At 42.4% G+C, this 25,977-nt stretch carries 29 protein-coding genes and 1 pseudogene; 6 read left to right on the top strand and 24 right to left on the bottom strand.

Features of this window, described 5'->3' with window-relative positions; genetic code table 11:
* Nucleotides 1–2 precede the first annotated feature (2 nt).
* Nucleotides 3–548: a cadmium resistance transporter gene (locus ABSY64_RS02455; RefSeq protein WP_349641478.1), complete on the top strand. Its 546-nt coding sequence runs from the start codon at nucleotides 3–5 to the stop codon at nucleotides 546–548.
* Between the two features lie 31 nt (nucleotides 549–579).
* Here ABSY64_RS02455 and ABSY64_RS02450 read toward each other — a convergent pair whose 3' ends face one another.
* From ABSY64_RS02450 to ABSY64_RS02440, 3 genes are all read right to left on the bottom strand, one after another.
* Nucleotides 580–1,536: a GMP reductase gene (locus ABSY64_RS02450; RefSeq protein WP_349641477.1), complete on the bottom strand. Its 957-nt coding sequence runs from the start codon at nucleotides 1,534–1,536 to the stop codon at nucleotides 580–582.
* Nucleotides 1,537–1,761: 225 nt separating this feature from the next.
* Nucleotides 1,762–2,346 (bottom strand): xanthine phosphoribosyltransferase, encoded by a 585-nt coding sequence (locus ABSY64_RS02445; RefSeq protein ID WP_349641476.1) that lies wholly within the window; start codon nucleotides 2,344–2,346, stop codon nucleotides 1,762–1,764.
* A gap of 14 nt (nucleotides 2,347–2,360) precedes the next feature.
* Nucleotides 2,361–3,659: a nucleobase:cation symporter-2 family protein gene (locus tag ABSY64_RS02440; RefSeq protein WP_349641475.1), complete on the bottom strand. Its 1,299-nt coding sequence runs from the start codon at nucleotides 3,657–3,659 to the stop codon at nucleotides 2,361–2,363.
* 531 nt (nucleotides 3,660–4,190) lie between these two features.
* On the opposite strand from ABSY64_RS02440, the pseudogene ABSY64_RS02435 reads away from it, so the two are divergent.
* Nucleotides 4,191–5,106 (top strand): annotated as a pseudogene (locus tag ABSY64_RS02435) (aminotransferase class IV).
* 61 nt (nucleotides 5,107–5,167) lie between these two features.
* Here the strand turns inward: ABSY64_RS02435 and ABSY64_RS02430 are convergent.
* The gene (locus ABSY64_RS02430) at nucleotides 5,168–5,491 is read right to left on the bottom strand and encodes a winged helix-turn-helix transcriptional regulator (protein WP_349641474.1); all 324 of its coding nucleotides are present in this window, start codon (nucleotides 5,489–5,491) and stop codon (nucleotides 5,168–5,170) included.
* A 127-nt stretch (nucleotides 5,492–5,618) separates the two neighbouring features.
* Between ABSY64_RS02430 and ABSY64_RS02425 the strand changes: the two genes are divergently transcribed.
* Both ABSY64_RS02425 and ABSY64_RS02420 read left to right on the top strand, forming a co-directional pair.
* Nucleotides 5,619–6,320 (top strand): ABC transporter ATP-binding protein, encoded by a 702-nt coding sequence (locus ABSY64_RS02425; protein WP_349641473.1) that lies wholly within the window; start codon nucleotides 5,619–5,621, stop codon nucleotides 6,318–6,320.
* Nucleotides 6,317–8,614 (top strand): ABC transporter permease, encoded by a 2,298-nt coding sequence (locus ABSY64_RS02420; RefSeq protein ID WP_349641472.1) that lies wholly within the window; start codon nucleotides 6,317–6,319, stop codon nucleotides 8,612–8,614. Before ABSY64_RS02425 ends, ABSY64_RS02420 begins: the two co-directional genes overlap by 4 nt.
* A gap of 111 nt (nucleotides 8,615–8,725) precedes the next feature.
* Here ABSY64_RS02420 and ABSY64_RS02415 read toward each other — a convergent pair whose 3' ends face one another.
* The 3 genes from ABSY64_RS02415 to ABSY64_RS02405 all read right to left on the bottom strand — a co-directional run bounded on the left by ABSY64_RS02415 (nucleotide 8,726) and on the right by ABSY64_RS02405 (nucleotide 9,969).
* Nucleotides 8,726–9,013 carry a YrdB family protein gene (locus ABSY64_RS02415; RefSeq protein ID WP_349641471.1) on the bottom strand — a complete coding sequence of 96 codons (288 nt, stop codon included), beginning with the start codon at nucleotides 9,011–9,013 and terminating at the stop codon, nucleotides 8,726–8,728.
* A 189-nt stretch (nucleotides 9,014–9,202) separates the two neighbouring features.
* A complete protein-coding gene (locus tag ABSY64_RS02410) occupies nucleotides 9,203–9,490 on the bottom strand; it encodes a hypothetical protein (RefSeq protein WP_349641470.1) in 288 nt (95 codons plus the stop codon).
* Nucleotides 9,491–9,663: 173 nt separating this feature from the next.
* The gene (locus ABSY64_RS02405; RefSeq protein ID WP_349641469.1) at nucleotides 9,664–9,969 is read right to left on the bottom strand and encodes a hypothetical protein; all 306 of its coding nucleotides are present in this window, start codon (nucleotides 9,967–9,969) and stop codon (nucleotides 9,664–9,666) included.
* 575 nt (nucleotides 9,970–10,544) lie between these two features.
* Here ABSY64_RS02405 and ABSY64_RS02400 point away from each other — a divergent pair.
* Nucleotides 10,545–11,873: an MFS transporter gene (locus ABSY64_RS02400; protein ID WP_349641468.1), complete on the top strand. Its 1,329-nt coding sequence runs from the start codon at nucleotides 10,545–10,547 to the stop codon at nucleotides 11,871–11,873.
* Nucleotides 11,874–12,085: 212 nt separating this feature from the next.
* Here the strand turns inward: ABSY64_RS02400 and ABSY64_RS02395 are convergent, their stop codons facing one another.
* From ABSY64_RS02395 to proB, 11 genes are all read right to left on the bottom strand, one after another.
* A complete protein-coding gene (locus ABSY64_RS02395; RefSeq protein WP_349641467.1) occupies nucleotides 12,086–12,193 on the bottom strand; it encodes a putative holin-like toxin in 108 nt (35 codons plus the stop codon).
* Nucleotides 12,194–12,548: 355 nt separating this feature from the next.
* Nucleotides 12,549–13,307, bottom strand: a complete 759-nt coding sequence (locus ABSY64_RS02390) for an amino acid ABC transporter ATP-binding protein (protein ID WP_349641466.1) — start codon at nucleotides 13,305–13,307, stop codon at nucleotides 12,549–12,551.
* A gap of 10 nt (nucleotides 13,308–13,317) precedes the next feature.
* The gene (locus ABSY64_RS02385; RefSeq protein ID WP_349641465.1) at nucleotides 13,318–14,031 is read right to left on the bottom strand and encodes an amino acid ABC transporter permease; all 714 of its coding nucleotides are present in this window, start codon (nucleotides 14,029–14,031) and stop codon (nucleotides 13,318–13,320) included.
* The gene (locus ABSY64_RS02380; protein WP_349641464.1) at nucleotides 14,028–14,753 is read right to left on the bottom strand and encodes an amino acid ABC transporter permease; all 726 of its coding nucleotides are present in this window, start codon (nucleotides 14,751–14,753) and stop codon (nucleotides 14,028–14,030) included. Before ABSY64_RS02380 ends, ABSY64_RS02385 begins: the two co-directional genes overlap by 4 nt.
* Nucleotides 14,754–14,764: 11 nt before the next feature.
* Nucleotides 14,765–15,613 carry a transporter substrate-binding domain-containing protein gene (locus ABSY64_RS02375; protein WP_349641463.1) on the bottom strand — a complete coding sequence of 283 codons (849 nt, stop codon included), beginning with the start codon at nucleotides 15,611–15,613 and terminating at the stop codon, nucleotides 14,765–14,767.
* Between the two features lie 14 nt (nucleotides 15,614–15,627).
* Nucleotides 15,628–16,623, bottom strand: a complete 996-nt coding sequence (locus ABSY64_RS02370; protein ID WP_349641462.1) for a uroporphyrinogen decarboxylase family protein — start codon at nucleotides 16,621–16,623, stop codon at nucleotides 15,628–15,630.
* 537 nt (nucleotides 16,624–17,160) lie between these two features.
* On the bottom strand, nucleotides 17,161–17,265 hold the full coding sequence (locus ABSY64_RS07605; RefSeq protein ID WP_350339477.1) for a putative holin-like toxin: 105 nt from the start codon (nucleotides 17,263–17,265) through the stop codon (nucleotides 17,161–17,163).
* Between the two features lie 355 nt (nucleotides 17,266–17,620).
* Nucleotides 17,621–17,764, bottom strand: a complete 144-nt coding sequence (locus ABSY64_RS02365) for an N-acetyltransferase (RefSeq protein WP_349641461.1) — start codon at nucleotides 17,762–17,764, stop codon at nucleotides 17,621–17,623.
* Nucleotides 17,719–18,063, bottom strand: coding sequence for a GNAT family N-acetyltransferase (locus ABSY64_RS02360; RefSeq protein WP_349641460.1), 345 nt, complete (start codon nucleotides 18,061–18,063; stop codon nucleotides 17,719–17,721). Before ABSY64_RS02360 ends, ABSY64_RS02365 begins: the two co-directional genes overlap by 46 nt.
* Nucleotides 18,063–19,304 carry a glutamate-5-semialdehyde dehydrogenase gene (locus ABSY64_RS02355; RefSeq protein WP_349641459.1) on the bottom strand — a complete coding sequence of 414 codons (1,242 nt, stop codon included), beginning with the start codon at nucleotides 19,302–19,304 and terminating at the stop codon, nucleotides 18,063–18,065. Before ABSY64_RS02355 ends, ABSY64_RS02360 begins: the two co-directional genes overlap by 1 nt.
* A complete protein-coding gene (gene proB / locus ABSY64_RS02350) occupies nucleotides 19,297–20,091 on the bottom strand; it encodes a glutamate 5-kinase (RefSeq protein WP_349641458.1) in 795 nt (264 codons plus the stop codon). Before proB ends, ABSY64_RS02355 begins: the two co-directional genes overlap by 8 nt.
* A gap of 144 nt (nucleotides 20,092–20,235) precedes the next feature.
* On the opposite strand from proB, the gene ABSY64_RS02345 reads away from it, so the two are divergent.
* Entirely contained in the window at nucleotides 20,236–20,712 is a 477-nt protein-coding gene (locus ABSY64_RS02345) for a DUF2798 domain-containing protein (protein ID WP_349641457.1), read from the top strand.
* A 24-nt stretch (nucleotides 20,713–20,736) separates the two neighbouring features.
* Here the strand turns inward: ABSY64_RS02345 and ABSY64_RS02340 are convergent, their stop codons facing one another.
* From ABSY64_RS02340 to purM, 6 genes are all read right to left on the bottom strand, one after another.
* Nucleotides 20,737–21,087 (bottom strand): PH domain-containing protein, encoded by a 351-nt coding sequence (locus ABSY64_RS02340; protein WP_349641456.1) that lies wholly within the window; start codon nucleotides 21,085–21,087, stop codon nucleotides 20,737–20,739.
* A complete protein-coding gene (locus ABSY64_RS02335) occupies nucleotides 21,077–21,454 on the bottom strand; it encodes a TetR/AcrR family transcriptional regulator (protein WP_349641455.1) in 378 nt (125 codons plus the stop codon). The genes ABSY64_RS02340 and ABSY64_RS02335 overlap by 11 nt, the downstream gene beginning before the upstream one ends.
* A gap of 73 nt (nucleotides 21,455–21,527) precedes the next feature.
* Entirely contained in the window at nucleotides 21,528–22,778 is a 1,251-nt protein-coding gene (gene purD, locus ABSY64_RS02330; protein ID WP_349641454.1) for a phosphoribosylamine--glycine ligase, read from the bottom strand.
* 9 nt (nucleotides 22,779–22,787) lie between these two features.
* The gene (gene purH / locus ABSY64_RS02325) at nucleotides 22,788–24,314 is read right to left on the bottom strand and encodes a bifunctional phosphoribosylaminoimidazolecarboxamide formyltransferase/IMP cyclohydrolase (RefSeq protein ID WP_349641453.1); all 1,527 of its coding nucleotides are present in this window, start codon (nucleotides 24,312–24,314) and stop codon (nucleotides 22,788–22,790) included.
* Nucleotides 24,311–24,910 (bottom strand): phosphoribosylglycinamide formyltransferase, encoded by a 600-nt coding sequence (gene purN / locus ABSY64_RS02320; protein WP_349641452.1) that lies wholly within the window; start codon nucleotides 24,908–24,910, stop codon nucleotides 24,311–24,313. The genes purH and purN overlap by 4 nt, the downstream gene beginning before the upstream one ends.
* On the bottom strand, nucleotides 24,904–25,953 hold the full coding sequence (gene purM, locus ABSY64_RS02315) for a phosphoribosylformylglycinamidine cyclo-ligase (RefSeq protein ID WP_349641451.1): 1,050 nt from the start codon (nucleotides 25,951–25,953) through the stop codon (nucleotides 24,904–24,906). Before purM ends, purN begins: the two co-directional genes overlap by 7 nt.
* Nucleotides 25,954–25,977: the final 24 nt, after the last annotated feature.

Below are 25,977 nucleotides of genomic sequence, written 5' to 3'. Positions count from 1 at the left end.
CCATGACTATTATAATCAGCATCATTGCCTTCATCAGCAGCAATATGGATGACATCGTGGTCTTGACCGTTCTCTTTGCTCAAGCGGCCGGCAAGAAGGATCGGCGCAACATTTTGGCCGGTCAGTACATTGGCGTTTTCACCTTGCTCTTCGTCAGTTTTTGCATTGCGACTTTTCTGTCGGCCGCCACTGATTTTCCGGTTAAGTGGTTGGGGATTGTGCCGATTATCTTGGCGCTTAAGAAGCTATTTGAGAAAAATAAGCTTAAGGAATCAACCGGAAGTAAAATCAGTGTTGCTCAGGTAGCTGCCTTAACCATCGCGGGCGGGGCCGACAATCTGGGCATTTATATCCCAATCATTGTCAAACAAAGTCTTGATCAGACCTTAGTTTTTGCATCGGGCTTCGTGGTGATGATTCCGCTCTGGTGGTTGATTGGCAAGCAAATCGGCGGTTGGTCGGTCATTCGCCGGGTAATCAATAAACGTGAACATCTGGCAGTTGCGCTGATTTATTTTGCGATTGGAATTTGGATATTCTTTGAATAAAAAAGCAGACCATGAAGGTCTGCTTTTTCCTTTAGTAATCAGTTAGCACAACATAGTCGACCGTCTTCAAACTGGTCAAATCACGGCCGCCGGCATAGGAAATGGCGGACTGTAAATCTTCTTCCATGGCGGTCAAAGTACTTTGAATGCTGCCTTTGTACTCGACCTTGAGACTGCGCCCCTCGACGTTATGCTGGTGGCCCTTTTGCGCAGCAGAGGCTGAACCATAATAGGCCTTATAAGTTTGCCCGTCTTCCTCAATGATGTCACCGGGAGTTTCATCGTGACCGGCAAACATGGAACCAATCATGACCATGCTTGCACCAAAACGAATGGACTTGGCAATGTCGCCGTTATGACGAATGCCACCGTCAGCAATGATGGGTTTGTTGGCGACTTGGGCACACTGAGCGATAGCAGCCAACTGCCAACCATTGGTACCAAAACCGGTCTTGTCCTTGGTGATGCAGGCTTTTCCAGGGCCGATTCCAACCTTGCTTGCGTCGGCACCGGCTGCCTCAATTTCAACAATGGCTTCAGGAGTACCAAGATTGCCGACAATTAGGAAAGTGTTAGGCAGCTTTTCCTTGATGTAGCGAACCATCTTAATCACATAGTCGGAGTGGCCGTGGGCGACGTCAATGGTGATGTATTCTGGGCAAACATTGTTGGTCTGGAATTGATCAATTAATTTGTATTCATCATCAGTAATACCAAGACTAATGGAAGCAATTTGTCCCTTGGCTTGGATTTTTTTTACGAAATCAAAACGAGTTTCGGGCTGAAAACGGTGCATCACGTAAAAATAGCCACGTGCTGAAAGCCATTCGGCGAGATTTTCATCAATCACCGTCGCCATGTTGGCCGGCATAACTGGTAGCTTGAAACGGTGCTGACCAAGAATAACGCTGGTATCGGCTTCGCGGCGGCTCTTCAAGACACTTTTCTTGGGCAAAAGACGGATAGCATCGTAATCAAATGTTTTCATGTGGTACTTCCTTTTCCGATTCGATTGGGATAATCGTGTTTAGAGTTAATTAACAATTAACCAAAGGATAATATACGTGTTTTTGGTCATGAATGCAAGAAAATGTTAATAATAGGTCGTGGTTTAATCCAAAATAAGCGAATAATCCGAATAAAAAGATTTTATGATCGGTCCTTCGTTCGTCATTAATCCAAACAAAAAAGAGTCGGTTTCTACCAACTCTTTTTACTTCTCTTCATCAACGAAAATGACTTGTCCATCCTCAAAAGCGGCGATGCGCGCTAAGGATTGAATGTTATTTAAGCCAGCCTCATTAGCGGCTTTACGACCTGGCTGGAAGGCTTTTTCGATGACAATGCCAGCACCAACGATGCTTGCGCCAGCCTCATCGGCCAAGGCTTTGAGGCCCAACAAGGCTTGGCCGTTAGCTAAGAAATCATCAATGATTAAAACCCGGTCACTGGCCGAAAGAAAGCGCTTTTCGATACGAATCTGGTTAGTCGTTTGCTTAGTATAGGAATAAACATCTGCCGTAAAGGCCTCATCGGAAAGAATACGTGATTTGCTCTTGCGGGCAAAAACGACGGGGACATCCAATGCTAGTCCCGCCATGACGGCAGGGGCAATTCCGGAAGCTTCAACGGTGATGATTTTGGTAACGCCTTGACTTTCGAAGAGCCGGGCAAATTCATTGCCCATGGCTTGCATTAAATTGGGGTCGATTTGATGATTTAAAAAGGAATCGACCTTTAGAATATCTTCGCCTAGAACGTGGCCTTCCGATTGAATGCGTGCTTCTAATTCTTTCATGAGAATTTAGCTCCTTAAATATTTTGATTTTCTTTTGGCCAGCCATTAAGCAGGAGGTTTAGGAGGACCGCAACTAGCGTGGTCACGACCACGCCATTGCTAAAGACGAGCTTCAGCGCCTCTGGTAATTGGCCAAAGAAGCTGGGAACAGCTGTAATGCCAAGGCCTGCGCCAATTGATAATCCTGCTGTGAGCAAATTACCTTCCTGATTCAAATTGATTTTACCAAGGATCTGGAAGCCCTGGATGGCAATCGTTGAAAACATGACCATCATGGCACCACCAAGGACAGGACTGGGAATGATGGTTGCCAGCGCACCGAACTTGGGTAACAGGCCCAACAAGATTAGGAGACAGGCTGCGTAGTAAATGGGTTGTTTCGTTTTAACACCCGACAAACGCACAACGGCAACGTTTTGCGAAAAGGTCGAGTAGGGGAAGGTGTTGAAAATTCCAGAAAGAACGACGGCCAATCCTTCGGCGCGGTAACCACGAGCTAGGTCCTTTCGTTCCAGCTTTTTGCCGGTTAAGTCAGCAAGGGCAAAGTAAACACCTGTTGCTTCCACCATGGCCGTCAGGACAATGACAATCATGGTTAGACTGGCCGACCAAGAAAAGCTTGGTGTCCCCAGAAAGAAGGGCTGTGGTAGGTGGAACCAGGCTGCATCGCTAACAGGTTTTAGCGAAACCGAGCCGAGTAAAGCTGCAAAAATTGTACCCAAAATAATCCCCAGCAAAACAGCAATGGCTTTCAGAAAGCCATGGGCGAATTTCATCAAAAGCAAGGTAATGGCAACGGTCACAAAGCCAATTAGGAGATTTTGTAGGGAACCGAAGCTAGCGGCAGTCAAGTTACCGCCACCCCAATTTTGTAAGACAATCGGAACTAAGCTCAGTCCGATGACCGTGATAAGAGAACCAGTCACGACCGGTGGGAATAAGGCGCGTAGTCGGGCAAAGGAACCAGCAATTAAAACGACAAAGAGCCCGGCGACGATGGTGGCTCCGTACATGGCACCCCAACCGAGAGTTGAACCGATGTTGATTAAGGGCGAAACGGCCTGAATGGAAGAGCCGAGAACTACAGGCAAGGCAATTCCGGTCAAAGGCGTTTGCTTTAACTGGAAGAGTGTCGCGATACCCGTACAGAAAATATCAACAGAAATTAGATAGGCTAGCTGCTTGGGTGAAAAATGCAGTGCAGTTCCAATTAAGAGGGGAACCAGAATTGATCCGGCATACATCGCCAGAACGTGCTGCAGACCCAGTAGCAATGCTTGAAACTTGGGTAGGGGTTGATTGGGTGTGTCCATGAGATCTCCTTGGAAGGCATAAGATTGTATGGCCATATCCAGTTAATGCGGAGAGTCTCATCCAAAAAGAACGCGAAAAGCGTCTAAAAGAGATTGGTGTTAGTCGTCCTTTTTGCCGGACGGTAGAGACTCGGTTAGCATTAAAAACCGGATATAACTCCAATACGATACAAAAATTATAACAGTTGTTCGGGTTTAATGGTATCTTTTGTTTTTCTTGATAAGTAAAATTCGCCTATCATGCAGTAATGTTTTTTGAAATTAAGACTTGCCTTCCTTCAGCTTCCGTGTTAGATTATAAAAAGATTAGAAGAAGGAGCATATTCTAATGAATAAGCAACTATCAACCACTATCATTATTATTAATAAACAGGATTTTACGAATTCGTGATTTTTTAACGAAGTTATATCGTAAGTCCTATTCACGCGTGATTTTGAAGCTGAATGGGACTTAAGGCCTCCCATCGGCGTGTGGGAGGCCTTTTCTTTTTCTAATACATAACTGACAGGATAATTTTGGAGGATGAAATGATGACAAAGAAGATGGATTGGGATAAATTAGATTTTTCTTATACTGAGATGCCATATCGCTGGCGTGCTTATTGGAAGGACGGTAAGTGGTACAAGGCTGGCTTGGAAACGGATCCGCAGTTGCCGGTCCGCGAAGCTTCGCCAATCGTCAACTATGGCCAAGGTGTTTTCGAAGGAAACAAGGCCTACGGCACTAAGGATGGACGAGTTGTCTTGTTCCGGCCCGACGAATTTGCCAAGCGAATGAACGTAGGAGCTCGCCGCATGGCGATGCCGGAAGTACCGGTCGAGGAGTTCGTCCGCAGCCGAGGAATACCTTTTTACGATTTACGTGACGCCCGTTGGGGCCCTCTACAAGGGTGGTTTAGCGCCGCATAATTACGTGGTGGATGACGACCATGATCGAGTAGCCGCTGACGGCACTGGTAACATCAAGGCAACGGCAAACTATGCTTCAACTTTGGCTACAGCTAAGAAGGTGCGTGAGGCCGGTTTTGATGACGTGCTTTACTTGGATCCCGCCACGCATACCAAGGTGGATGAATTCTCATCGGCTAATTTCTTCGCTGTTGAAAAAGGCAGTAACAAATTTGTCACGCCCAAATCAGACACCGTTTTGCCATCCGTGACCAAGAAATCTTTGCTGTGGTTGGCCAAAAATCGTTTGGGTTTGGAAGTTGAAGAAGGTGACGTCAAGGTCGACGAATTGGACAAGTATGCCGAAGCTGGAGCGATGGGAAATGCTGCCGTTGTTTCGCCAGCCGGGTCCGTAACATACAAGGGCAAGAAGCACGTCTTTTACTTCGAAAGCGAGGTTGGACCCGTATCGCGCAGGCTTTACGACGAGCTTTCAGGCATCCAGTTTGGTGACGTGGAAGCACCCGAAGGCTGGGTGGTTGATGTGGATGAAGAATAATGTATAGAAAAAAGCAGACCGCGGGGTCTGCTTTTTATATATCATGAAAAACAAATCAAAATTAGTGTTTAGAATATTCTTCCGACCAGTTTTTCATTGACATTAAGATAGGTACTAAACTTAATCCTTTTTCTGTGAAAGGATATGAAACCATTGGGGGATTTGTTTCCGTAATTACCTTTCTCGTAATAATATTGTTGTTTTCCAACATTTTAAGTCGCGTTGAAAGGGTCCTTGTGCTAATTCCAGGTAAGGATTTTAAAAGGCTGCCATAGTGATTATTTTCTTGGTAAAGTTCCCAAAGAATATGGATAGTCCATTTCCCATTAATAATGTTCATGAAGGGGTTTACAGGACATTCTAATTGGTCAATTTCGGGAGTCATGTTGATCCTCACTTTAAAAAAATACAGTATCTGTAAAAAAAGAGCCTACTTTTTATTTCACAGTAACCATCATATTATAACTTTATTATTTATTTTACAAACTTGATTCATCGAAAGGAACAATATCGTGCTTGAATTAGTAAATATCAACAAACAATACAAGAATGGTAGTGAAGTAACGGTCGCTCTTAAAGATATTAATTTAACCATTAGAAAAAATGAACTTACTGTTATTTTGGGACCAAGCGGTTCTGGAAAAAGCACAACGTTAAATATTTTGGGTGGAATGGATAATCCGTCATCCGGAGAAGTTATTTATGAAGGGGAGCGAATTGAAACATCTTCCTTGAAAGCTTTAACAAGTTATAGAAAAAATATTGTTGGCTTTGTCTTCCAGTTTTATAACTTGATTTCGAACTTAACGGTGGAAGAAAATGTGGCTATTTCTGCTCGCTTACGTGGAAAGCAATTTGAAAAAGAAGTTCCGAATTATATGAAACAGGTTGATGTTTACAAAAGAAGGAATAATTTTCCAGATCAATTATCTGGTGGTGAAATGCAAAGAGTTTCCATTGCACGTGCATTAGCTAAGAAGCCAAAACTTTTACTTTGCGACGAACCAACAGGTGCACTTGATACACAAACATCACAAAGAGTGTTTGGGATTTTGAAAAAGAGTGTTGATGCAGAGACGGCTGTTGTAATTGTGACGCACAACCCACTTGTTGCTGGTATCGCTAATCAAGTAATTAAAATTAAAGATGGGAGAATTGAAGAAACAGTTGAAAATTCAAATCCCCTTGAAGTTGAGGAGATAGATTGGGAATGAAATATTTACTAAAAAAACTTGTTCGAACTGTAACAAAAAATTGGACTCAATTTTTCTCTGTATTTTTAATGGCAATGCTAAGTGTCTTGTTTTATACGGCACTTGAAGGCGTCTGGAACGGATTGCATGTTAATATTTCAAATTATGCGCAAAGATCTAATTTAGCTGATTCAGAACTTGTGACGACTGGTTTATCTAACCAACAGATTGAGGAGATTGCAAATGTAAAGGGTGTTAAAAATCTTTCCGCCAGGACAAAAGTTAACGGGAATTTACTGTTAGATGGAAAACAGAAAAATATAGAAATTAATACTTTTGGTAATCAGAAGGTGTCTAAGGTTTTGGAAACGAATGGGAATCTTCCAAGCTCTAAACTCGGTTATATTTATTTGAATGATAAATTTATTCAAGAAAATAATCTTAAAAAAGGCGACAAAATAGACGTTTCTGTCAATGGACGAAATGCTACATTGAAAATTGCTGGCGAGATTGAATCCCCGGATAGAATGTATTACACCGGAACCTCTGACTACATAGCTCCCGAGTCAGAAAACTATGGTTATGTCTTCACTGACAGCCAAACTTTGTTGAAATATTTTGCTATACCTGACATTAATAATGTTGTTGATTTTACTATTAAAGAAGGTGGCTATAGCAAAAAGCAAATTCGAAACATTGTCCAAAGTAAATATATTACGATTCAAAATCGTGATAGTAATGTTGGTGTTTCAACTGCTTTTGATCGAGTTAACCAAATTCGTAATTTATCAATTCTTTTTTCTGTTATTTTCATTTTGCTTGCGATTTTAGCTATGTATACAACTATAAAAAAAGTGGTCAATCAACAGCAAAACGACATTGCCACATTAACCTCATTGGGGATGAAACAAAGTTCTATTGCTTTCTATTACAGTTTATACGGTTTGCTTGTCGGAATTAGTGGTGCCAGCTTAGGACTTGTACTTTCGCCCCTTCTAGCTAAGTTTATTATGAATACGCAGCAACAAATGTTTTCATTGCCTAGTTGGAATATTAGTTTTACTCCTATTTCTTTGCTAGTTGCACTATTTGTTGTTCTAATTTGTACATCTTCGGCTTATTTTGCTACTAATAAAACCAAACGGAGCACACCTGCGACTCTGTTTAAGTCCGGCAATTCTGAAAAGATGAATCAACACGTTCTTTTGGAAAAATTCCATTCATTGTGGTTAAGAATTCCATATGGAAATAAGTGGTCAATAAGGGATAATTTTGGCAACAAAATTCAAATGTCGATGGGGTTGTTGGGCATCATCGGTGGCTTGGCATTGATTATGACCGGTTTTGGGACAAAAGATTCGATGCAAAATCAAGTTAATACCACTTATGGCAGAGAATATACCTATAGCAATAAAATCAATTTGGATTCAGTAGTTTCTGAGCAAAAAGTTACTGATCTTGTGAGGTATTTGAATGCCGGGACAATTGAAACGGTTTACGGTCAAATAGATAAACACAATTTTGAAAAACCTATTGTAATTTTTGATGATAATTCTCAAAAGTATTTGAAAATGAGAATGTCGAATAATAAAACAATTTCCGGGAATGGTGTTTATATTTCGGAAGGAATTGCAAAAGAATTCAAGCTTGAAAAGGGACAAAAAATCACAATTTCCCCTTCATTAGCGAATAATTCCGAAAAATTTGTGATCAGTGGTATTTTAAAGACAAATTCTCCTCAGTCCATTTATATTTCAAAAACTGTTTGGCAAAAACACGGATTCAAGTATAAAGCAACAAGTATTCTGACAAGAAAATCTAAGGAAACTATCAACCAGAAATTTGATGGTGATCATCTTAAAATCGTAAATATTGGTCAACAACGTAAAAACGCAAATGAAATGATTACGAACCTGAACAGTATTTTCCAATTAATCCAAATTTTTGGTATTCTTCTGACCATTGTTATTCTGTATAATATCGGTTCACTTAGTTTTGCTGAAAGAACTCGAAGTTATGCCACCTTGGAAATTTTAGGTTTTTCAGTTCGTAACATTCGAAAGCTAACTATTGAAGAAAATCTTACGATTACGATAATTGGTTGGATAATTGGAGTTCCTTTCGGTTACTGGTTCTTATCAAAATACATTACGACTTTTAACTCCGCCGAAGTAATTTATTATCCGTCAATTAGTATTATAAGTTTTATTCTTTCATCAATAATCGTTGTTTTGGCTTCTACTTCAACAATATTTATGTTTGGAAAACGACTCAGAAACTTAGATATGATTGCCGCTACTAAAGGGATAGAGTGACAAAAACTCGTACTTGGAAATTTCATTGTATATCTGAGTTAATTTTTTACAAATAATTTACTAGACAAAGCATAATTTAATGTAAAAAGCAGGCCCAAACGGGTCTGCTTTTTATAGTTTATGATCGAAATATGTGTTGATGGTTATTACGACGAGGTAAATCAAGGCCACTGTTGGTGCGAAAAAGAGCCAAGTCATGATGGTTGTATAGCCGAAGATTATGATTTCAACGACTAAGCGTTGCGCTTCGGGAAGGCGCTTGTTGGATTTAGGTGCCATGTAGATGGCCCAGATGACTAATAGTAAAACGGGAATAATTCCAGCAAAGGTGATTTTTAGCAGGGGATTGCTGAAGGATAGCCCGGTCATGATGAGCAGAACATCAGTGATAATTTCCATGAGGAAACGGATTGTGTCGTTGAAAGGTTTCATGTTCTTAATTTTAGATTGATAATAAATTTTCTCTTGCAATATCGAATTGAATAAAAGTTTTGACGATGCATTGATAATCGTCAATGTGAAAAATATAAAGTTTATCAGTATGATACAAATAATTTTCGCGTACAGTTATAAATGTCAATTAGAAGATTATTCAGGGTCAGCGTCTTGAAGAAAGTCGAATAAAGAAGGGGTATTGCTCATTTCTGATTCACCATTCTTTTCATCAATAATTTTTCCAAATAAATTGAATAAAACGCGCTTCATAAGTTTTAGGTCATCAATATTAAAAGATTTGTAATCAGTGTCAATATCAACTCCACCTTGTAAATGTACATGGTTTCTCTTGTTTTTTAATCTTTTTAAGACAGGAAAATCATCACTAGTCAAACAGACGATTTGTTTTTTGCTTTTTAGGTCTTTTACTTTTTTAATCATGGAGTCTAACGTTGGAGGTGTTAGAACTGGATTTTTAGTATCTGCGTTTTTTATATAAATAGTTGTTTCGATTTTTATTGATCCCAGACCTTTGTCTTTATCTACAATATGATTGAATTTTTCTTTGGATGGAATCCACTCAGGTGCAGTTGTAGGAATCTTATTTTTTTTAGTTAAAATTGATTTTTAGTTAAAATTGAATAGAAAGAAACTTCAATAATTGACATCCCGGTAATAACGAAAGACTTAATCAAATTTTTTTTTAAGACTTCTGATAGAACAAGTCCATCAATTTGAAGGAGTATGTACTGTAAACTTTGAAAATTATAGGATAAATTAGATTGTATATCATACGTATCTGCACCATTTGGAAATTTGGGAGCCAATTTAAATGAATTTCGGAAACTTTCAATTCTTGTGGGATACCAAGTAGTTTCTTGATTAGCCCATTTTTTCATTATTTCTTTTGCATCTTCCACGTAAACACTCCTTACTTTTATAAAAAATTGATTTATTTAGAAACACATTATTTTAACATAGGTTTTTATATTTTATGTTTAAGCATTTTTATTTAGTTTACATAATATATATTATCGAAAGTAATGTATCTGGAAACGCAGTAACTAAATTTATATCTCTCTCATACAAAAATTAAAAAGTATGATTAATCACTCTCTTGAAAACACCGAATCAACTCGGTGTTTTTATTTTGTATTCAATTATGCTTTTCCTACAATTTATCCCTGACGTAAACTAGTTTTCTTCTGGGAATATCGCTTAAATCAATCCAAATTCTATGCTAATGCAGCCGTATTCGACGACTATTCTAATTAAAAAATCAAATTCGTCTTTCTAATTATTCTTTATGCGTACTGACATTTAATGGCAAAATTTTTATCAAAAACCATCATATTGCTGCTTGACTTTATTTTTAAAGATTCTATATAATCAGCTCAGATGGAAAATGTAAGCGTTTCCATAAGAAAATATTCAAAGAGGTTTAATTCAAAATAAATCAGAATTCAGGCCTCTTTAAGAGAAAGTAGGTTTAGATATGTTTGGAACAAACAGGGCTGTGAGGAATACCAGCCAAAAGAGTGAATATCGTCGCCGCCAGATTGGAGTGCTTCTAGCAACTTCTTTTTCCTATATCGGCTATTACATTATTCGACTAGTTTTCACGACTGAACAAGTCCGTATCATGGACGTTTATGGCTTTGATATTGGGCAAATTGGTTTAATTTTGTCGACATTTGGCGTTGGCTATGGAATTGCGAAGATCTTCATGGGTGCTTTAGTGGATCGACTAAATGCCCGTTGGTTTTTGGCCATTGGCCTTTATCTGTCAGCCTTTTTCAACTTGTTAATTGGCTTTACGGATAACTTCTATGTCATTTTGGCCTTGATGCTCCTGATTGCGGTGACGCAGTCGATGGGAGCACCGGCTTGCCAACGTCAAATTTCCCTTTGGTTTTCAAAGAAAAAGCGTGGCACGACCTTCTCGATTTGGGCTTCTGCTCATAATGCGGGTGCATTCTTCTGTGTTGCCTCGATTCAGTTGGCAACCTTCCTCTTTTCTGGATCACTAACAATGGTCTTTGTTGTTGCATCCGTCTTTTCTGCACTGATTGCAACCTTGATGCTTCTGATCAACACGGATACTCCGGAAAGTGTCGGCTTACCGGATATCAACACTTATTCCGGCTATGTCGAACTCGACGGTAACGGAAATGCTTCCAACGAAAGCAAGACTAACCTGTCTTTTGTTCAAGTTTTCCTTCACAGTATTTTATTAAACCGGGTGGTCTGGTTGGTTACCCTAACCTCGATGTCGATTTACATTGTCCGCTACGGTATCCTGTCTTGGATTCCGTCTTACCTGCCAACCAAAGGCTTCTCTGTTACCTGGGCAAAATGGTTTGTTGGTATCTTTGAAATTTCTGCCGTACCTGGTGTCATTGCGCTTGGCGCCCTATCTGATTATTTTAATGGTCGTCGAGCAATGATTTGCTTGCTATCGGTGCTTGGCATGCTAACTTGTCTCTTCCTCTACTTCACGACAAGTAGTCATTTAACTTTGGTTGTTGTGCTCTTTTTGCTTGGAACACTGATTTATACACCGTTGTCACTAGTTGGCTTAATGGTCAATGAAGCGGTACCAAACTACGCCTTGGGATTATCGACTGGCTTTATGGGCTTCTTCCAATACATTTTTGGGGAAACGATTGCAACTGCCGTGATTGGTTCATTGGTTCGTCAATATGGCTGGTCAATGGCTTCAAATGTTATTTATGCCGCTGCTATTTTCGCTCTTGTTCTGCTTGTTATTTTGGTTTTCCAAGAGCGCAAAGTGCATGCACTGGAAGCATCGGTCAATCGCTAAGGTAGAAAACTGGAGTGTGTATCAAGTGGTTTTTGGTAAATATAAAAAAATCATTTTAATATGATGAAATATAAAATATTAGTGTTATAATCAAAGCATAAGAAAAGACATCGCAGCTGATGACTACGATGTCTTCCTAGCAAACCCGTAAAACGGTGGCTACCCATTCTTGTTATTTAAAAATAACCATCAGGCTAGCGAAGCGGAGATGGTTATTTTTTATTGCTAATTTTATCGATTAGCTCAATCACGAGGCCAATAAACGTCAGAATAAACATTCCAAACGCGATGATCAACGTGATGGCGTCCGCGACGGACATCGGGCGTCTCCTTTCCTAGAATCTGTTTGTTTATGACTTACACCATAAGCACCACATCCTTTCCAGGATAGCCACCATCTTCACTTGTTTGCTGTTTAAATTGTAGCAAAATAACGTAATACTTTATTATTTATTAAGTATTGTTTTGGTTTGTGTTATACTAGGTGCATAAGAAAAGGCATCGTAGCTGGAACTACGATGCCTTCCTAGCAAACCCGTAAAACGGTGGCTAACCATCTTAATTATTTTGGAAAATAATCATCTAGGCGTCCAGGCGAAGATGGTTATTTTTTTTGGCTTAATTTGATTAATCAAATTTATGTATAAAAAGACCCGCGCCAACGGGCCTTTTACTTTATTGGATTGCTGCCAATGACTTAGCAACGTCGATTCGACTAAGAAAATCTTTCAAACGTTGTGATTTTGGTTCTTCGAAGAATGGTTTGGCGTGATTTTTTTCAACAATCACACCACCATCCATGAAGACGACTTGATCAGCGACTTCTTTCGCAAAAGCCATTTCATGTGTTACAACGATTAGTGTTTTACCTTCATCAGCCAACTGCTTGATTACCTTAAGAACATCAATAACGAGTTCTGGATCTAGGGCGCTGGTTGGTTCGTCAAATAAAATAATTTCTGGATCTAAAACCGTTGCTCGGGCAATACCAACTCTTTGTGCTTGGCCACCTGACAACTGATGCGGATAATGGTTGATGAACTTTAACAATCCTACTTTAGCGAGCGCTTTTTTTGCTAATTTTTCGGCTTCATCCTTCGAAAAATGGTGACCGTAAATCAACCCTTCTGTTAAGTTTTGAAGAACAGTTTTGTTCTGAAAAAGATTAAAGTTCTGAAAAACAAATCCCATTTTATCACGCAGCTGTTTGATTTCAGCCTTTGTAATTTTATCAATGTTAATTTGCTTATCATTGATGGTGATTTCACCTGCGTCACCAGGCGTTAAGAAAGCAAGTCCACGCAAGAAGGTCGTTTTCCTTGATCCAGAAGGACCTAGCAAGGCCAGAACTTCACCTTTATCAACGTCAAGGTTGATACTTTTTAGTACCTCACGATTATTAAATTTTTTCTGAAAATTATGGATTTTTAGCATGTGACCCTCCTTATGCTGCCACTTGTTTAGCAGACTGACTTTTTGAAAAGTGTTTAATCATAAGTTTGAAAATGAACTGTAGAATTGCGCCTAGGATAAAGTAAACTAGAAAAATATCCAGGTAAGCTTCGGTATAGTCATAGGTATAGGAAGCCTGAATTTTTGCTACCGCCGTAACTTCTGAAACAGTCATTAAAAATGCTAAGGAAGTTCCCTTCATAATGTTGAGCGTTAAGTTACCGACATTTGGAATGGCGGCTACTAATGCCTGTGGGATAATAATCCGCTTGTAGCTTTGCCAGGTGGAAAGGCCAGCCATCTGGGCGGCCTCCCCCTGCCCTTCATCAACAGTTGTTAGGGCTGAACGGAAAACTTCCGATAGATTGGCTGTTGCGATTAAACCAAAAATCAAAAAAGCGTAGAAAATTGGATTAATGTCAAAAATTTTAATTTTCCAGTGGAGTTGTTGATTCAAAACTGCATTGGCCATGCTTGGTAAGATGCTGTAGAAAATTAGAATAATCAAAACCATTGGAGTCGCTCGGATTATGGTTGTATATAACTGTGCCAATTGATATAGCACTGGGAAACGCTTGATCTTAATCCAAGTCAATAATCCGCCAAAGATTAAACCAATCAACAAGGCAACGGCAGTGATTAATAGCGTAATTGGGATGGCTTGAAAAGCTTTGATAAGGGTTTTTACCAAGAAATCGATGTTCATATTGTTTCCCCACTTTTCCAAATTACTGGTGCTGCCTGCTTTTTGTTTAGTCTTTGTTCCGAGAATTTAGCGGCCTGTTCGACAAGAATGAAAAATACCCAATAAATGATTGCTAGTGCTAAGTAGGTTTCAAAGGCAAAGTGGCCATAGTTCCGTGCGATCAAGTTGTTCCCTGCGCCAACAATGTCCATGATGCCAATAATGTAGGCTAAGGCTGAGTCTTTAATCAACGCGGCAACTGTGTTCGTAAAGTTGGGTAAGGCAATGACTGCTGTTTGTGGCATGGTAATTCGAATGAAGCTTTGCCAGGGTGACAGACCTACCATTTCAGCAGCTTCTGATTGTGCTGAGCCAACTGCTAGATAACTTGATTTAAATACTTCAGACAAATTTGAAGCATACAGTAAGGACAGTGCTAGAATAGCAAAAATTGTCCGATTCCATCTGTTAATATTCACGTTTAATGTGAATAAAAATAACTTTGGGATTCCGTAAAATACTAAGAAAAGTAGAACGATTGGCGGTGTTGAGCGTAAGACAAAGACGTAGGCGGATGCAATTTTGGCAGCGATGGTATTCGTCCTTAGTTCAGCTCGAGCGAGAATAAGGCCAAATAAAGAGCTGAATAAAATCGAAAAGAAAATAATGGTTAGGGTTACAGGTAGGAATGGTAAAACGTATGAAAAGCTACTCTTGAAAAAGTCAAAATCAAAACTGGGCATATTTCCTCCTGTTACTTGTTACCAACAAAATCCCAAACATTTTCGTGGAAGTATTTCTGTGAAAGCTTGGCAAGGGTACCATTCTTCTTTAGCTTTTCAATGGCCTTGTCATAGTCGTCAGCTAGCTGCTTATTCTTGGGATTACTGCGGCTAATGATGGGATACGTTTCAATACCCTTATAAGGCAGGTAAGCTAATTGTTGGGCATCACTTTCATTCTTTTTAATGGATTCTTGGTAACTAACTTTAACATCTAAATAGGCATCGTAGCGTCCTTCTTTAACCCAGTTATAGGCATCGCCGACTGTAAACTGATCAGCGGACTTCAAGTCAATCTTTTCTTTTGGATGGTCTTTGTTCCATTGTTGAATAACATTATATTGACCATTTTGCGGTGAAATTGGCACCAATTTACCGGATTGCTTTGCAAAATCTTCGAAGCTTTGATAATTACTGTCTTTACGGTATGTAATACCTATGATTGAGGCACCATCAGCTTGCTTTGGTAAAATATACTTCTTAGCACGTTCTTTTGTTTTCCAAGCGCCTTTGGTTCCAATATCGTACTTGCCAGAATCGAGTCCGACAAGTAGATCTTCGTCAGAAGTCGGATGATACTTAAATTCATACTGCGGTAATAACTTGTTAACAGCTTTTAAAACATCGACTTCATAGCCTTGTGAAACACCGTCTTTGACATAGTCGTAAGGAACATAATCCTGAGTGTGGGCGACGTTAACGACTCTTTTATGACCAGATGTGCTTTTACCGGAATTTTGATTACGTATGACCAGGATACCCGCAATAACGACTAGAATTCCGACGGTCCATGCTGTAATTTTAACTTGCTTTTTATTCATTTTACTTCCCCCTCTTATTCCGCGACAACTTGTTTGGCTGCAACGATTGCAGCCTTTAGATTTTCAATGGGCGTCGTTCGTTGAATGGTACAGTCAGCGCCGATAATAATTCGGTTTTTGTCGATTCCATTTAAAATGTCGTTGACTGTTTCTTTGATTTGTTGAACGCTACCGGAATAAAGCACATCATTTTCACCATTGCCAAAACCACCTAAAACGACTTTGTTTGAGAATAAAGCTTGCCCTTCTCGTAAAGAGATTTTTTCAGCTTTGACTGACCAATTGACGATTGACAAATCATAATCTTTAAACCAGTCAAGGTGGTTAGTAGCCCCTTCAAAACCACAGATATGTAGAATATTGATTTTAGCTGTTTGAATAATCGCAGTAATAACCTTTTGATCGATTTCTTTTTGAACTTCTCGGAAGAATTGTTCGGTGATTGAAGTTCCTTGTAGTTCTTGAGTGCTAAAGTATATTCCGCTGGCTCCCCCCTCTTTTACAACAGCATGAATTTGCTGAATAGTGTCGTTGGCTAAAACGGTTAGGATATGTTTGATTTTTTCTGGATTTTCTTGGTACCACTTAGCAACAAGATGGTCTGGATTTTTAACGCCGTGTGAGGTCAACTGCCACTTTAAGCTGCTAACTGGTGAAAAAATGTTGTAGAAAGTTTTGCGCTTACCGGCTAAGGCAACTTGCTGTTGTACTAGCCTAATCTGCTCGGTTAACCAGGCGTCGTCAGCATCAATGGCTTCGATATTGTTGAGATCATCTAGGTTGAGTACGTCCTTAACGCCTTTGAGCGGAATATTAAAGTAACCATCACTCATGAGCTTGACGAAATCTGGTTGCGTTTCAGCAAGATAGTGTTTATGGCCGTCCAGGTTAATTTGTTGAACTTCTGGATGTTGAAGTCCGTCAATTAATTCATTTTCAGCGAAATGGCGCCAAAAACTAACTGGAATCTGATTTGTTTTTTTATCGAAAATTAATTCACTAGCATTCATAATTCTTTCCCCTTTTCACTGACTCAGCCTGTTCATCCGGATTTTTTGTACAGAAAAAGGCTCCGCATTAATACAGTAAAACCATATCAACACAGAGCCTATCTATAATTGTTAATCAATTATATGGATGAACTTGCCTTGTCAAATATGGATTATCTCATTTAATTATCCAAAAGGAATAAATGAGATAATCGCCGAATCTCATTTATTCCTTCAACATTTGACACATCATGCAAGTCATCTTCATATGCTTGATTCTCCTTATTTCGTGATTGAATGTTTTGACTATAACAATTAATGAGTACTTTGTAAACTATTTATCATAAAATATTAATTTTGACGACTAAACAAGAAATCAAAATTATTAAAATATACGGCTATAGATAGACAAAAATCAAATATAAGTGTTATACTAAATGCATAAGAAAAGACATCGTAGCTGGAACTGCGATGCCTTCCTAGCAAACCCGTAAAACGGTGGCTAACCCAATTTAATTACTTAAAAAATAATCACCTAGGCCGGCTAAGCAAAGATGGTTATTTTTTTTGGCTTAATTTGATTAAGTCAATTACCACGATGATCAGCGTTAGAATAAACATCCCAAACGCTAACAACAACGTGATGACATCCTTTACGGACATCGGGCCTCTCCTTTCCTAGGATATGTTGCTGCTATAGTTTTAACACCATAGGAACCACCATCCTTTCCGGGATAGCCACCATCTTCACTTGTTTGCTCATTAAATTATATCAAATCATGATAATACTTTTTCACCATGAAAGTATAACTATTCAAAATAAATAATAATATTTAAATATATGTTAAATTTAGTGCTATACTAAGTACATAGGTTGGCCGGTGACGGACACTTATTTTGGATTACGCAACCATTAAGTGCGAAAACGGGGAGAGTTGTTTTTAACTTGATGTCCAATAAGCGTCAAATTAATTAATCCAAACAAAAAGCGGATCTCAGAAAAATTCGCTTTTTTCTTTTACATTAATTTCTTACTGAATTTCTTCTGTTCTTTGATTTCTTGATAGCCATTTTTCTCGTAAAAATGATGGGCGGCTGTTCTGTTCATGCCAGAGTTTAGGCGAATTGAATGGATGCCACGCTGCTGCGCTTCCTTTTCCAACCATGCCAGCAATGCAGAGCAGAGCCAATCCCCTGCCCTTGTTGGCTGGAATCAACGGCCAGCGCTAACAAATTGAAGGCGTCCTCTGCGTAAATTTCTCGGTAGAGTTCGGCATGGATGTAGCCGCGGACCGCACTACTTTGCTCGTCTTCAAAGACAGCAAGAACGTGGTGCTCCGAATCTGCCAGAATGAGGGCTAGTTGCTGGCGAGCATCTTCCAAAGGAAAATCATAACCCATTTCGTTTTTGTTGAGGGCGTTTAAGGCTTTGATGTCACTTAGCTTAGCGGGTCGAATCATTAAGAACGCACCTGCCCGTCACCAAAGACTTCGTACTTAAGCGTCGTTAAGGCTGGCAGACCCATTGGGCCACGGGCGTGTAGCTTTTGAGTCGAAATACCAATTTCAGCGCCGAAGCCAAATTCAAAACCATCCGTGAAGCGGCTGGAAACATTTTGGTAAACGACAGCAGCATCAACGGCCTGCATGAACTTTGCGACGTTGTCCTTGTTTTGACTCAAAATGGTCTCGGAATGATGGGTGGTGTGCGCGTTGACCCAGTTGATGGCTTCATCAACATCTTTAACAATCTTGATGGCCATAATCAGGTCGTTGTATTCGGTATCCCAGTCGGTTTCAGAAGCAGTAGTGATACGGGATTCAATTGCTTGGGCAGCCTTGTCACCGCGGAGTTCAACGCCCTTAGCAAGCAAAGCGTCAGCAATCTTAGGTAGGAAATTAGCAGCAATTTTCTCGTGGATAAGTAGCTTTTCGGCCGCATTGCAGACAGCGGGTTTTTGAGTTTTCGCATTGACGATGACCGGAATGGCCTTGTCAAAATCTGCTGATTCATCAACGAAAATATGGGTGTTCCCCGCCCCGGTTTCGATGACGGGCACGGTGGCATTTTTAACGACAAAGTCAATGAAGGAACCCGAACCACGGGGAATTAGAACGTCAACGTATTCGCGTAGATGCAGGAGCTCATTGACGGATTCGTGGCTGGTATCCTCGATAAGTTGGATGATATCGGGATTGAGCCCCTGCTCTTTCAAGCAGTTGCGCAAGCTTTCCGCCAAAACGATGTTGGATTGAATGGCCTCCTTACCACCACGCAAGATGACGGCGTTTCCTGACTTAAAGGTTAAGGCAGCGGCATCAATTGTGACGTTGGGACGGGCTTCGTAAATCATGGCGACGACGCCGAGTGGCACAGTCTTCTTAATGATTTTAAAACCAGATGGATGTTCCCAGTTTTCATAAGGACCGGCTAAAGGATCCTTGAGTTCAGCGACGGCTTCCAAGGACTCGGCAATGCCATCGAGAACTTTTTTGTCCAAGGTTAGGCGGTTCATCATTGGTTTTGACAAGCCTTCAGCCTTGGCCAGGTCAGCTTGGTTGGCCTTGATGATTGCGGCTTGATTAGCTGTTAAGGCTTGCGACATTGCTCGCAAAACACGGTTACGTTCCTCGATTGAAAGTTGAGCGACTTCTAGTGAAGCGGCCTTGGCTTTTTGTCCAATTTCTTCAATTTTAGTCATCTGCTTCTCCTTGGAAATGAGTTCCAATCTTTTCTCCAGCCATAACGGCGAGAATGTTATCGGGATTAGCACCATTGATAAGGGCCATTTGTTTGCCGTGCTGCATCATGTACTCAGCGGCTCCTAATTTAGTCGTCATCCCGCCGGTTCCCAGTCCAGAGGTTGAACCAGTAGCTGCTTGGCGAATCTCGGCGGTAATATTATTTACCTTGTGGAGTGGCTTAGCGTTTGAGTCCAAATTTGGATTGGCGGTATAAAGGGCATCAACGTCAGACAAAATAATGAGGTCGGCGTCAATTTGCTGAGCGACTAAGGCAGCTAAGTGATCGTTGTCGCCAAAAGAATGTTGGTGATCCAATTCGTCAACGGCAATGACATCGTTTTCGTTAACGATGGGAATAACGTGGTGATTGAAGAGTGCTTGAATCGCCTGCTTGGTGTGTTCCAGCATGGCCGGCTGTTCGAAAACATCATAAGTCAAGAGCACCTGGCCGACTTCTTGCTTATAAAAGGCAAAGGCTTGGTGGTAAATCGACATTAGGTATCCCTGGCCAATGGCTGCCAGCGCTTGTTGCTCGGGAATTTGCTTAGGACGGCTAGCCAAGCCCATTTGGTCGATGGCAACGCCAATGGCACCAGAAGTGACAAAGAGCACTTCGCGCCCCTCCTGTTGGAGTGAGCTTAGCACTTGAGCTAGGCGGTTAATGACGGGATAATTGACTTTTCCACTGTCGTCCACAATGGTACTCGTCCCAACCTTTACAACGATTCGTTGCCAATTTTTCATTTTATTTTCCTTAACTGTTTTCTTTTATTATAGCAAGAAAGAAAGCTGTCGCAGCAGGAAGTTAGCGCTTTTTCTCATCAAATTCTTACTTATGAAGAAAAATTTTTTGTGCTATGTTGAAAATGAAGAAAAAGGAGAAAAGAAATGCCTCGTAATTTAAAAGAAGAATTGTTATTTATGCTGGTGATGGCTGGCTTGATGGTATTGGGCATGGCGGCTTACAACGTTTACCTTGCCAAGGGAATGTCGGCTGGCTTCTTGGCTGAAGTTATCGTCGGCTATCCCCTCGCCTTGCTGGTGGCCATGCTCTGTGATGGTTTGATTGTCGGACCGATTGCCAAGGGTTTGGCCTTTAAAGTGATTGTGCCACGCTTTAAGAACAAATCTGGCTTGCGGATTCCAATTACAATTTCACTGCTGATGGTGGCAGGAATGGTAACCTTGATGTCACTCTTTGGCGTCCTAATTAACGGAAATTCACTTTCGGCCTACCCAAAGGCTTGGCTACTCAACGTTGTGGTGGCACTGCCTTTGCAGTTATTGGTTGTGGCCCCAATTGCCCGTTTCGTTTTGGTAAAGTTCCAAGGGCAATTGCCTGATCAGGGGGATGTTGAAATTTAAAAAGCAGCCGAATGGCTGCTTTTTTTAGTTAATCTGATTATTAATTTCTTCGGCCAAAGCCTTAGGGTCTTCGACACCCAGAACTAGGCGGATAAACTTTTCCTCTTTAAGCTGGATGACCAGCGGTTCTTCCTTCGTGGTAACGTTGAAAAATGACTTTTCGTGGTCTTTTTCGAAGGTACCGCCGCGGTAGTTTGGTAGTCCGGTTCCAGGATTACGCCAGCCAGCGCTTTCCTTCATGATGCCAGGGTCAACGGTTGCACCGGCAACGTGGGACAAGGGAATGATGAACTTGTTCTTGAAGCTAGCCAACTTGCTGAGGCCGGTTGGTTCGACAATTAAATTCTGATCTTGAATCGTCACTTTATTTTCCATTTTCATCTCCTTGAATGCCCGATCGTTTGATGAGGGCGAGTCCGATTTGTTCTGCGATTTCACCATCATGGTTATGCTGGTACCACTTTTGCACGAGGTCAAAAGCCGTCTTGTTCTTGCTGGTGACTTCTAGCATGGCGACGAGTAGCAGACCCCATAACTGGTCGTTTTGCTGTCTTAAACTCTCGGCAAGGGCGGCGTTAAACATCCCCTGCTTCGAGCCAAACTGACTATACAGGCTGCCTCGCAGCAGCCCGGTGGCTTTGACTAGGTCGTCTAAGGAAGTACCATTGTAGCCGTTTTGGATGAAGACGTCGGTAATGGCTGCTAGGGTTTTGGTTGAATCATATTTCTTATTACGTCCCATGCCCTTAGTATATAATTATTGACCAAATAGTCAAATATAATTTTAGAAAAAAAGCCCTGCTGGGCTTTTTTACTTAGAGGGCGGCATGGCCAATATCCTTGCGGTAGGCCAAGGCGGTATTGTTGGCCAAAATGGTGCGGTAAACTTCATCTCGCGCTGCTTGCAAATTTGCCTCGTGGCCGACGACAGTCAGGATGCGGCCACCGTCTGAAACCAGCTGCTCGCCGTCTTTTTCAACCGTGGCATAATTGACGATTAAGGGAGCCAAATCTTTGTAATATGGAACCGGTAGCTTTTCTTCTGACTTGGCCGGATAGGCCGGTGAAACGAGTACGACGCCAAGATAGTACGCTTCTTTTTGCCAGATAAAGTTGGCTGGGCGACCGGCTAGCAAATCGCAGATGTTTTGGTAAAAATCAGATTGCAACTGTGGCAGCACCACTTGGGCTTCAGGATCGCCTAAGCGAACGTTGAATTCGATGACCTTTGGGCCTGCTTTTGTCAGAATAACGCCGGTGTAGAGGACACCAGTGAATGGCATTCCCTGCTTGTTCATTTCAGCAAGTACCGGTAAGACGAGTTCCTGAATGGCACGGTTCTTGTCCTTTTCATTCAGCCAAGGCAAGGGCGAATAGGCCCCCATGCCACCGGTATTTGGTCCCCGGTCTCCGTCAAAACGGCGTTTATGGTCCTGGGCAAGAGGCACGTGCTGAATCTGCCCATCAGGTCCAACGAAGGAGAAGATTGAAAATTCAGGACCCTGTAAGAATTCCTCGATTACCAGCTTTTGCGCTGGATTCGTGCGGTAGACTTCTAGCAAGTAATTCCGAGCTTGTTCTTCCTCAGCGATAATTGAAACGCCCTTCCCTGCTGCTAGTCCGTCGATTTTAAAAACCAGAGGCCAGGAGGCTTGGGTGAGAAAGGCTTGGGCCTCTGGGAGCGAAGTGACGGTACGATGATGCGCCGTTGGAACTTTCGCGGCGGCCATGATCGACTTCGCAAAATCCTTGGAACCTTCGAGCTGGGCCGCGGCTTGGCTGGGACCGAAGATTTTAAGACCGGCCTCTTGAAATATATCAACGACTCCCCCAATTAAAGGTTCTTCTGACCCAACAAAAGTCAAATCAATTGCTTTTTCTTTTGCAAAGGCTAGCATGGCAGCGAAATCATCAAGTTCGATGTCGCTTAAAATCTGAATGCCCTTTGTTTCCATGCCGCTGTTGCCGGGTGCGACGTAGACTTGATCAACCTGGGGACTGGCAATGAAAGTTTGGGCTAAGGCATGCTCACGGGCACCCTTGCCAAGAATTAATACCTGAGCCATACTTTCTCCTTAGTGCTTGAAGTGACGCTGCTTTGAAAAGACGAGGGCAATGCCCAGTTCATTGGCCTTGTCGATGGAGTCCTGATCCTTGATGGAACCACCTGGCTCAACGATGGCCTTAATGTTGTGCTGGGCAGCGTATTCGACGGAATCTGCCATTGGAAAGAAGGCGTCCGAAGCCAAAACTGCTTGGTCATAACCCTCTTTTTCCTGGGCCTTGTTAATGGCCATTTTGACGGAGTCGATACGGTTGGGCTGACCGGCACCAATTCCCAATGTTTGTCCCTTACGAGCAACAACGATGGCGTTGGACTTGACGTGCTTAACCGCTTTTTGAGCAAAGACCATGGCGTCGATTTGTTCTTGTGTTGGCACTTGTTTTGAAACCACTTCAAAGTCGTCGGCACCTTCTGTCAACAGGTCGCGGTCTTGGACCACGAAGCCACCCAGTACGGATGTTAATTCGCGATCTTGAGCTAGTTCGTTGGTAAAAGGCAAGGTTAAGAGACGTAAGTTTTTCTTTTGGGACAAGATTTCAAAGGCGTCCTTGCTAAAGCTAGGCGCGATAATGATTTCTAGGAAAATTTGGTGCATTTTCTCGGCTGTGGCCGCATCGACTTCACGGTTCAAGGCTACGATGCCACCAAAGATGGAAATGTCATCGGCGGCAGAGGCCTGGTCCCATGCCTCTTCAATCGTGGCCCCCTGACCGATACCAGCCGGGTTCATGTGCTTAACCGTGACCACTGTCGTTTCGGCGTAGTCGGCAATGGTCCGCAAAGCGGCGTCGGCATCACGAATGTTGTTATAGGATAATGCCTTACCGTGCAAGACTTCGGCTTCTAAGACGGAGTATTTTTCAGTCAAAGGACTGCGATAGGCGGCTGCTTTTTGCTGTGGGTTTTCACCGTAGCGGAGGTCCATGAGCTTTTCACCGGCTTCGGCGAATTCGCTTGGAAATTCTTCTTCGGTCAAATACTGGCTAATCAAGGCATCGTAATTGGCGGTGTGGCCGAAAACTTTGGCGGCAAGGTAGCGCTTAAAGGTGTAATCCTGTTCATCCTTTGCTAGATATGCCAAAACCTTGTCATAATCTGCAGGATCAACCACTGGCAGAACGGCGGCATGGTTTTTGGCGGCAGAACGAAGCATAGTTGGGCCACCGATATCAATGTTTTCAATCGCCTCCTCGTCAGTGATGCCATCTTTTTGGATGGTTTCCTTGAAGGGGTAAAGGTTGACGACGACTAAATCAATCGGTGAGATACCGTGTTCCTTTAAGGTGGCCATGTGGCTATCCTTGTCACGACGGGCCAAGATGCCGGCATGGATGATGGGGTGCAAAGTTTTGACACGACCATCTAGCATTTCAGGAAACTGCGTTACTGAAGAAACTTCCTCGACCGGAACCCCGGCTTCAACCAAGGTGCGGTGCGTGCCACCCGTTGAAATGAGTTCATAGCCTAATGCCACCAAACCTTGGGCAAAGGGAATCAAATTGGTCTTATCAAATACGCTTAGCAGGGCCTTTTTCATGGGTTAAATACTCCTTTTTCGACTAACTGTTGAACAGTTTTGGGATATAGTTCGTGTTCACTTGCGTGGATTCGTTCGGTTAAATCTGCCAAACTGTCCCTGGGATAGCGCCGGACGGGCGCTTGGGCAACAATTGGTCCGGTATCAATGCCGGCATCGACCAGGTGAATGGTCACGCCAGTTTCTGCTACTCCGGCTTCATAGGCATCCTTAATCCCCTCTCGTCCGGGAAAATTCGGCAGGAGGGCCGGATGGATGTTAACGATTCGACCGGGATAGGCCTTAATCAAGGTTTCGCCAAGGATTCGCATGTAGCCTGCTAGTAAAATACCTTGAACGCGATAGGCCTGTAAGGTTGTTAAAAGGGATTGTTCCGCTGCTTGTCGACTTTTAAAATTCGCATAGTTTAAGTAATGAACGGGCAGGTTGAGTTGCTGGGCCAAGGCAACAGCGGGTGCATCCTGATGGTCAACGACAAGAAAAACAATTTCGGCAGGAAAGTCATCAGCTTGCATGGCTTGGCTTAGCGCCCAGAAGTTGGATCCCTTTCCGGATGCGAAAACGGCAAGGCGGGTCAATTTTTTGTCATTTACCAAGGTGCCGGCCCCCTAAAAGTTAAGCCGCTTTGGTTTTCGGGACGTGACTTTAGTTCGCCAATGCGATAGTAGGGTTCGTCCAGTGCCTGCAGCTTGGCCTCGACCTGTTTTAAATCGGCGGGTTTGACGGTAAGCACCATGCCGAGGCCTAGATTGAAGGTTTCTAGCATATCATCGAGGCTTAATTGACCGCGGGCTTGAATTTTGTCAAAGATGGGAAGAATGGGCCAAGTCCCCCACTCTAGTTCCGCCTGTAGATTTTTGCCAAAGGAGCGGGGCAAATTTTCTTGCAAGCCTCCGCCGGTGATGTGGGCTGCGCTTTGAATGAGATGACTTTTTAGAAGAGGTAATAGTGCATGGGTATAGAGCTTGGTGGGTTCGATGAATTCGTTTTGAGTTTCTTGATCCAGCTCGCGCCATGTCTGCCCTTCCTCGTCTAATTGGAAAACTCGCCGCACCAGTGAATAGCCGTTGGAGTGGATGCCGGATGATGGTAGGCCGAGTAAGTAGTCCCCTGCTTGTGCGTCTTCAGGATTTAAGAGCTGGGAGCGTTCTGCCGTGCCGACTGCGAAGGCGGCTAGGTCGTAATGGCCTTTGGAATAGATATCGGGCATCTCCGCGCTTTCCCCACCAATCAGGGCTAGACCGGATTCTTTGGCTGCTTTGGCAATCCCCGTTACGATGGTTTGGACTTGGCGGGGATGCATTTTTTCAACAGCGAGGTAGTCCAGCATAAAGGCTGGATATGCCCCCTGAGTCAAGATGTCGTTGACGACCATGCCAACTAGGTCTTGGCCAATAGTGTCGTGGCGCTGTGCCATCAAAGCAATTAAGAGTTTCGTGCCGACGCCATCGGTTCCACTAATTAAAACGGGTTCCTTTAGGTCCTGGGGTAAGGCATAACTGGCGCCAAAACCACCGATGCCGGATAAGACATTGGGCGTGTAGGTGGCTTGGACGGCATCGGTCATCAGTTCAACGGCTTCATTACCAGCTGCGATGTCAATTCCTGCCTCGGAATAGGCTTGCGATTTGTTCGTCATGGAGTCCTCTCCTTTTATTCCTAA

Source organism: Eupransor demetentiae (genome assembly GCF_963930865.1).
Classification (GTDB): Bacteria; Bacillota; Bacilli; order Lactobacillales; family Lactobacillaceae; genus Eupransor; species Eupransor demetentiae.
The sequence above is the reverse complement of the archived record's forward strand: the minus strand, read 5'-3'. Positions and strand labels throughout refer to the sequence as shown.

What these genes read in the sequence shown, in the direction of transcription:
- ABSY64_RS02335 (WP_349641455.1), bottom strand. Translation starts at nt 21,454, where the DNA reads ATGGGACGTAATAAGAAATATGATTCAACCAAAACCCTAGCAGCCATT.
- ABSY64_RS02440 (WP_349641475.1), bottom strand. Translation starts at nt 3,659, where the DNA reads ATGGACACACCCAATCAACCCCTACCCAAGTTTCAAGCATTGCTACTG.
- ABSY64_RS02390 (WP_349641466.1), bottom strand. Translation starts at nt 13,307, where the DNA reads ATGCTAAAAATCCATAATTTTCAGAAAAAATTTAATAATCGTGAGGTA.
- ABSY64_RS02455 (WP_349641478.1), top strand. Translation starts at nt 3, where the DNA reads ATGACTATTATAATCAGCATCATTGCCTTCATCAGCAGCAATATGGAT.
- ABSY64_RS02420 (WP_349641472.1), top strand. Translation starts at nt 6,317, where the DNA reads ATGAAATATTTACTAAAAAAACTTGTTCGAACTGTAACAAAAAATTGG.
- ABSY64_RS02410 (WP_349641470.1), bottom strand. Translation starts at nt 9,490, where the DNA reads ATGATTAAAAAAGTAAAAGACCTAAAAAGCAAAAAACAAATCGTCTGT.
- ABSY64_RS02450 (WP_349641477.1), bottom strand. Translation starts at nt 1,536, where the DNA reads ATGAAAACATTTGATTACGATGCTATCCGTCTTTTGCCCAAGAAAAGT.
- purM (WP_349641451.1), bottom strand. Translation starts at nt 25,953, where the DNA reads ATGACGAACAAATCGCAAGCCTATTCCGAGGCAGGAATTGACATCGCA.
- ABSY64_RS02360 (WP_349641460.1), bottom strand. Translation starts at nt 18,063, where the DNA reads ATGATTCGACCCGCTAAGCTAAGTGACATCAAAGCCTTAAACGCCCTC.
- ABSY64_RS02400 (WP_349641468.1), top strand. Translation starts at nt 10,545, where the DNA reads ATGTTTGGAACAAACAGGGCTGTGAGGAATACCAGCCAAAAGAGTGAA.
- ABSY64_RS02375 (WP_349641463.1), bottom strand. Translation starts at nt 15,613, where the DNA reads ATGAATAAAAAGCAAGTTAAAATTACAGCATGGACCGTCGGAATTCTA.
- ABSY64_RS02430 (WP_349641474.1), bottom strand. Translation starts at nt 5,491, where the DNA reads ATGACTCCCGAAATTGACCAATTAGAATGTCCTGTAAACCCCTTCATG.
- ABSY64_RS02385 (WP_349641465.1), bottom strand. Translation starts at nt 14,031, where the DNA reads ATGAACATCGATTTCTTGGTAAAAACCCTTATCAAAGCTTTTCAAGCC.
- ABSY64_RS02355 (WP_349641459.1), bottom strand. Translation starts at nt 19,304, where the DNA reads ATGACTAAAATTGAAGAAATTGGACAAAAAGCCAAGGCCGCTTCACTA.
- ABSY64_RS02415 (WP_349641471.1), bottom strand. Translation starts at nt 9,013, where the DNA reads ATGGAAATTATCACTGATGTTCTGCTCATCATGACCGGGCTATCCTTC.
- ABSY64_RS02345 (WP_349641457.1), top strand. Translation starts at nt 20,236, where the DNA reads ATGCCTCGTAATTTAAAAGAAGAATTGTTATTTATGCTGGTGATGGCT.
- proB (WP_349641458.1), bottom strand. Translation starts at nt 20,091, where the DNA reads ATGAAAAATTGGCAACGAATCGTTGTAAAGGTTGGGACGAGTACCATT.
- purH (WP_349641453.1), bottom strand. Translation starts at nt 24,314, where the DNA reads ATGAAAAAGGCCCTGCTAAGCGTATTTGATAAGACCAATTTGATTCCC.
- ABSY64_RS02395 (WP_349641467.1), bottom strand. Translation starts at nt 12,193, where the DNA reads ATGTCCGTCGCGGACGCCATCACGTTGATCATCGCGTTTGGAATGTTT.
- ABSY64_RS02380 (WP_349641464.1), bottom strand. Translation starts at nt 14,753, where the DNA reads ATGCCCAGTTTTGATTTTGACTTTTTCAAGAGTAGCTTTTCATACGTT.
- ABSY64_RS02340 (WP_349641456.1), bottom strand. Translation starts at nt 21,087, where the DNA reads ATGGAAAATAAAGTGACGATTCAAGATCAGAATTTAATTGTCGAACCA.
- ABSY64_RS02370 (WP_349641462.1), bottom strand. Translation starts at nt 16,623, where the DNA reads ATGAATGCTAGTGAATTAATTTTCGATAAAAAAACAAATCAGATTCCA.
- ABSY64_RS07605 (WP_350339477.1), bottom strand. Translation starts at nt 17,265, where the DNA reads ATGTCCGTAAAGGATGTCATCACGTTGTTGTTAGCGTTTGGGATGTTT.
- ABSY64_RS02445 (WP_349641476.1), bottom strand. Translation starts at nt 2,346, where the DNA reads ATGAAAGAATTAGAAGCACGCATTCAATCGGAAGGCCACGTTCTAGGC.
- purD (WP_349641454.1), bottom strand. Translation starts at nt 22,778, where the DNA reads ATGGCTCAGGTATTAATTCTTGGCAAGGGTGCCCGTGAGCATGCCTTA.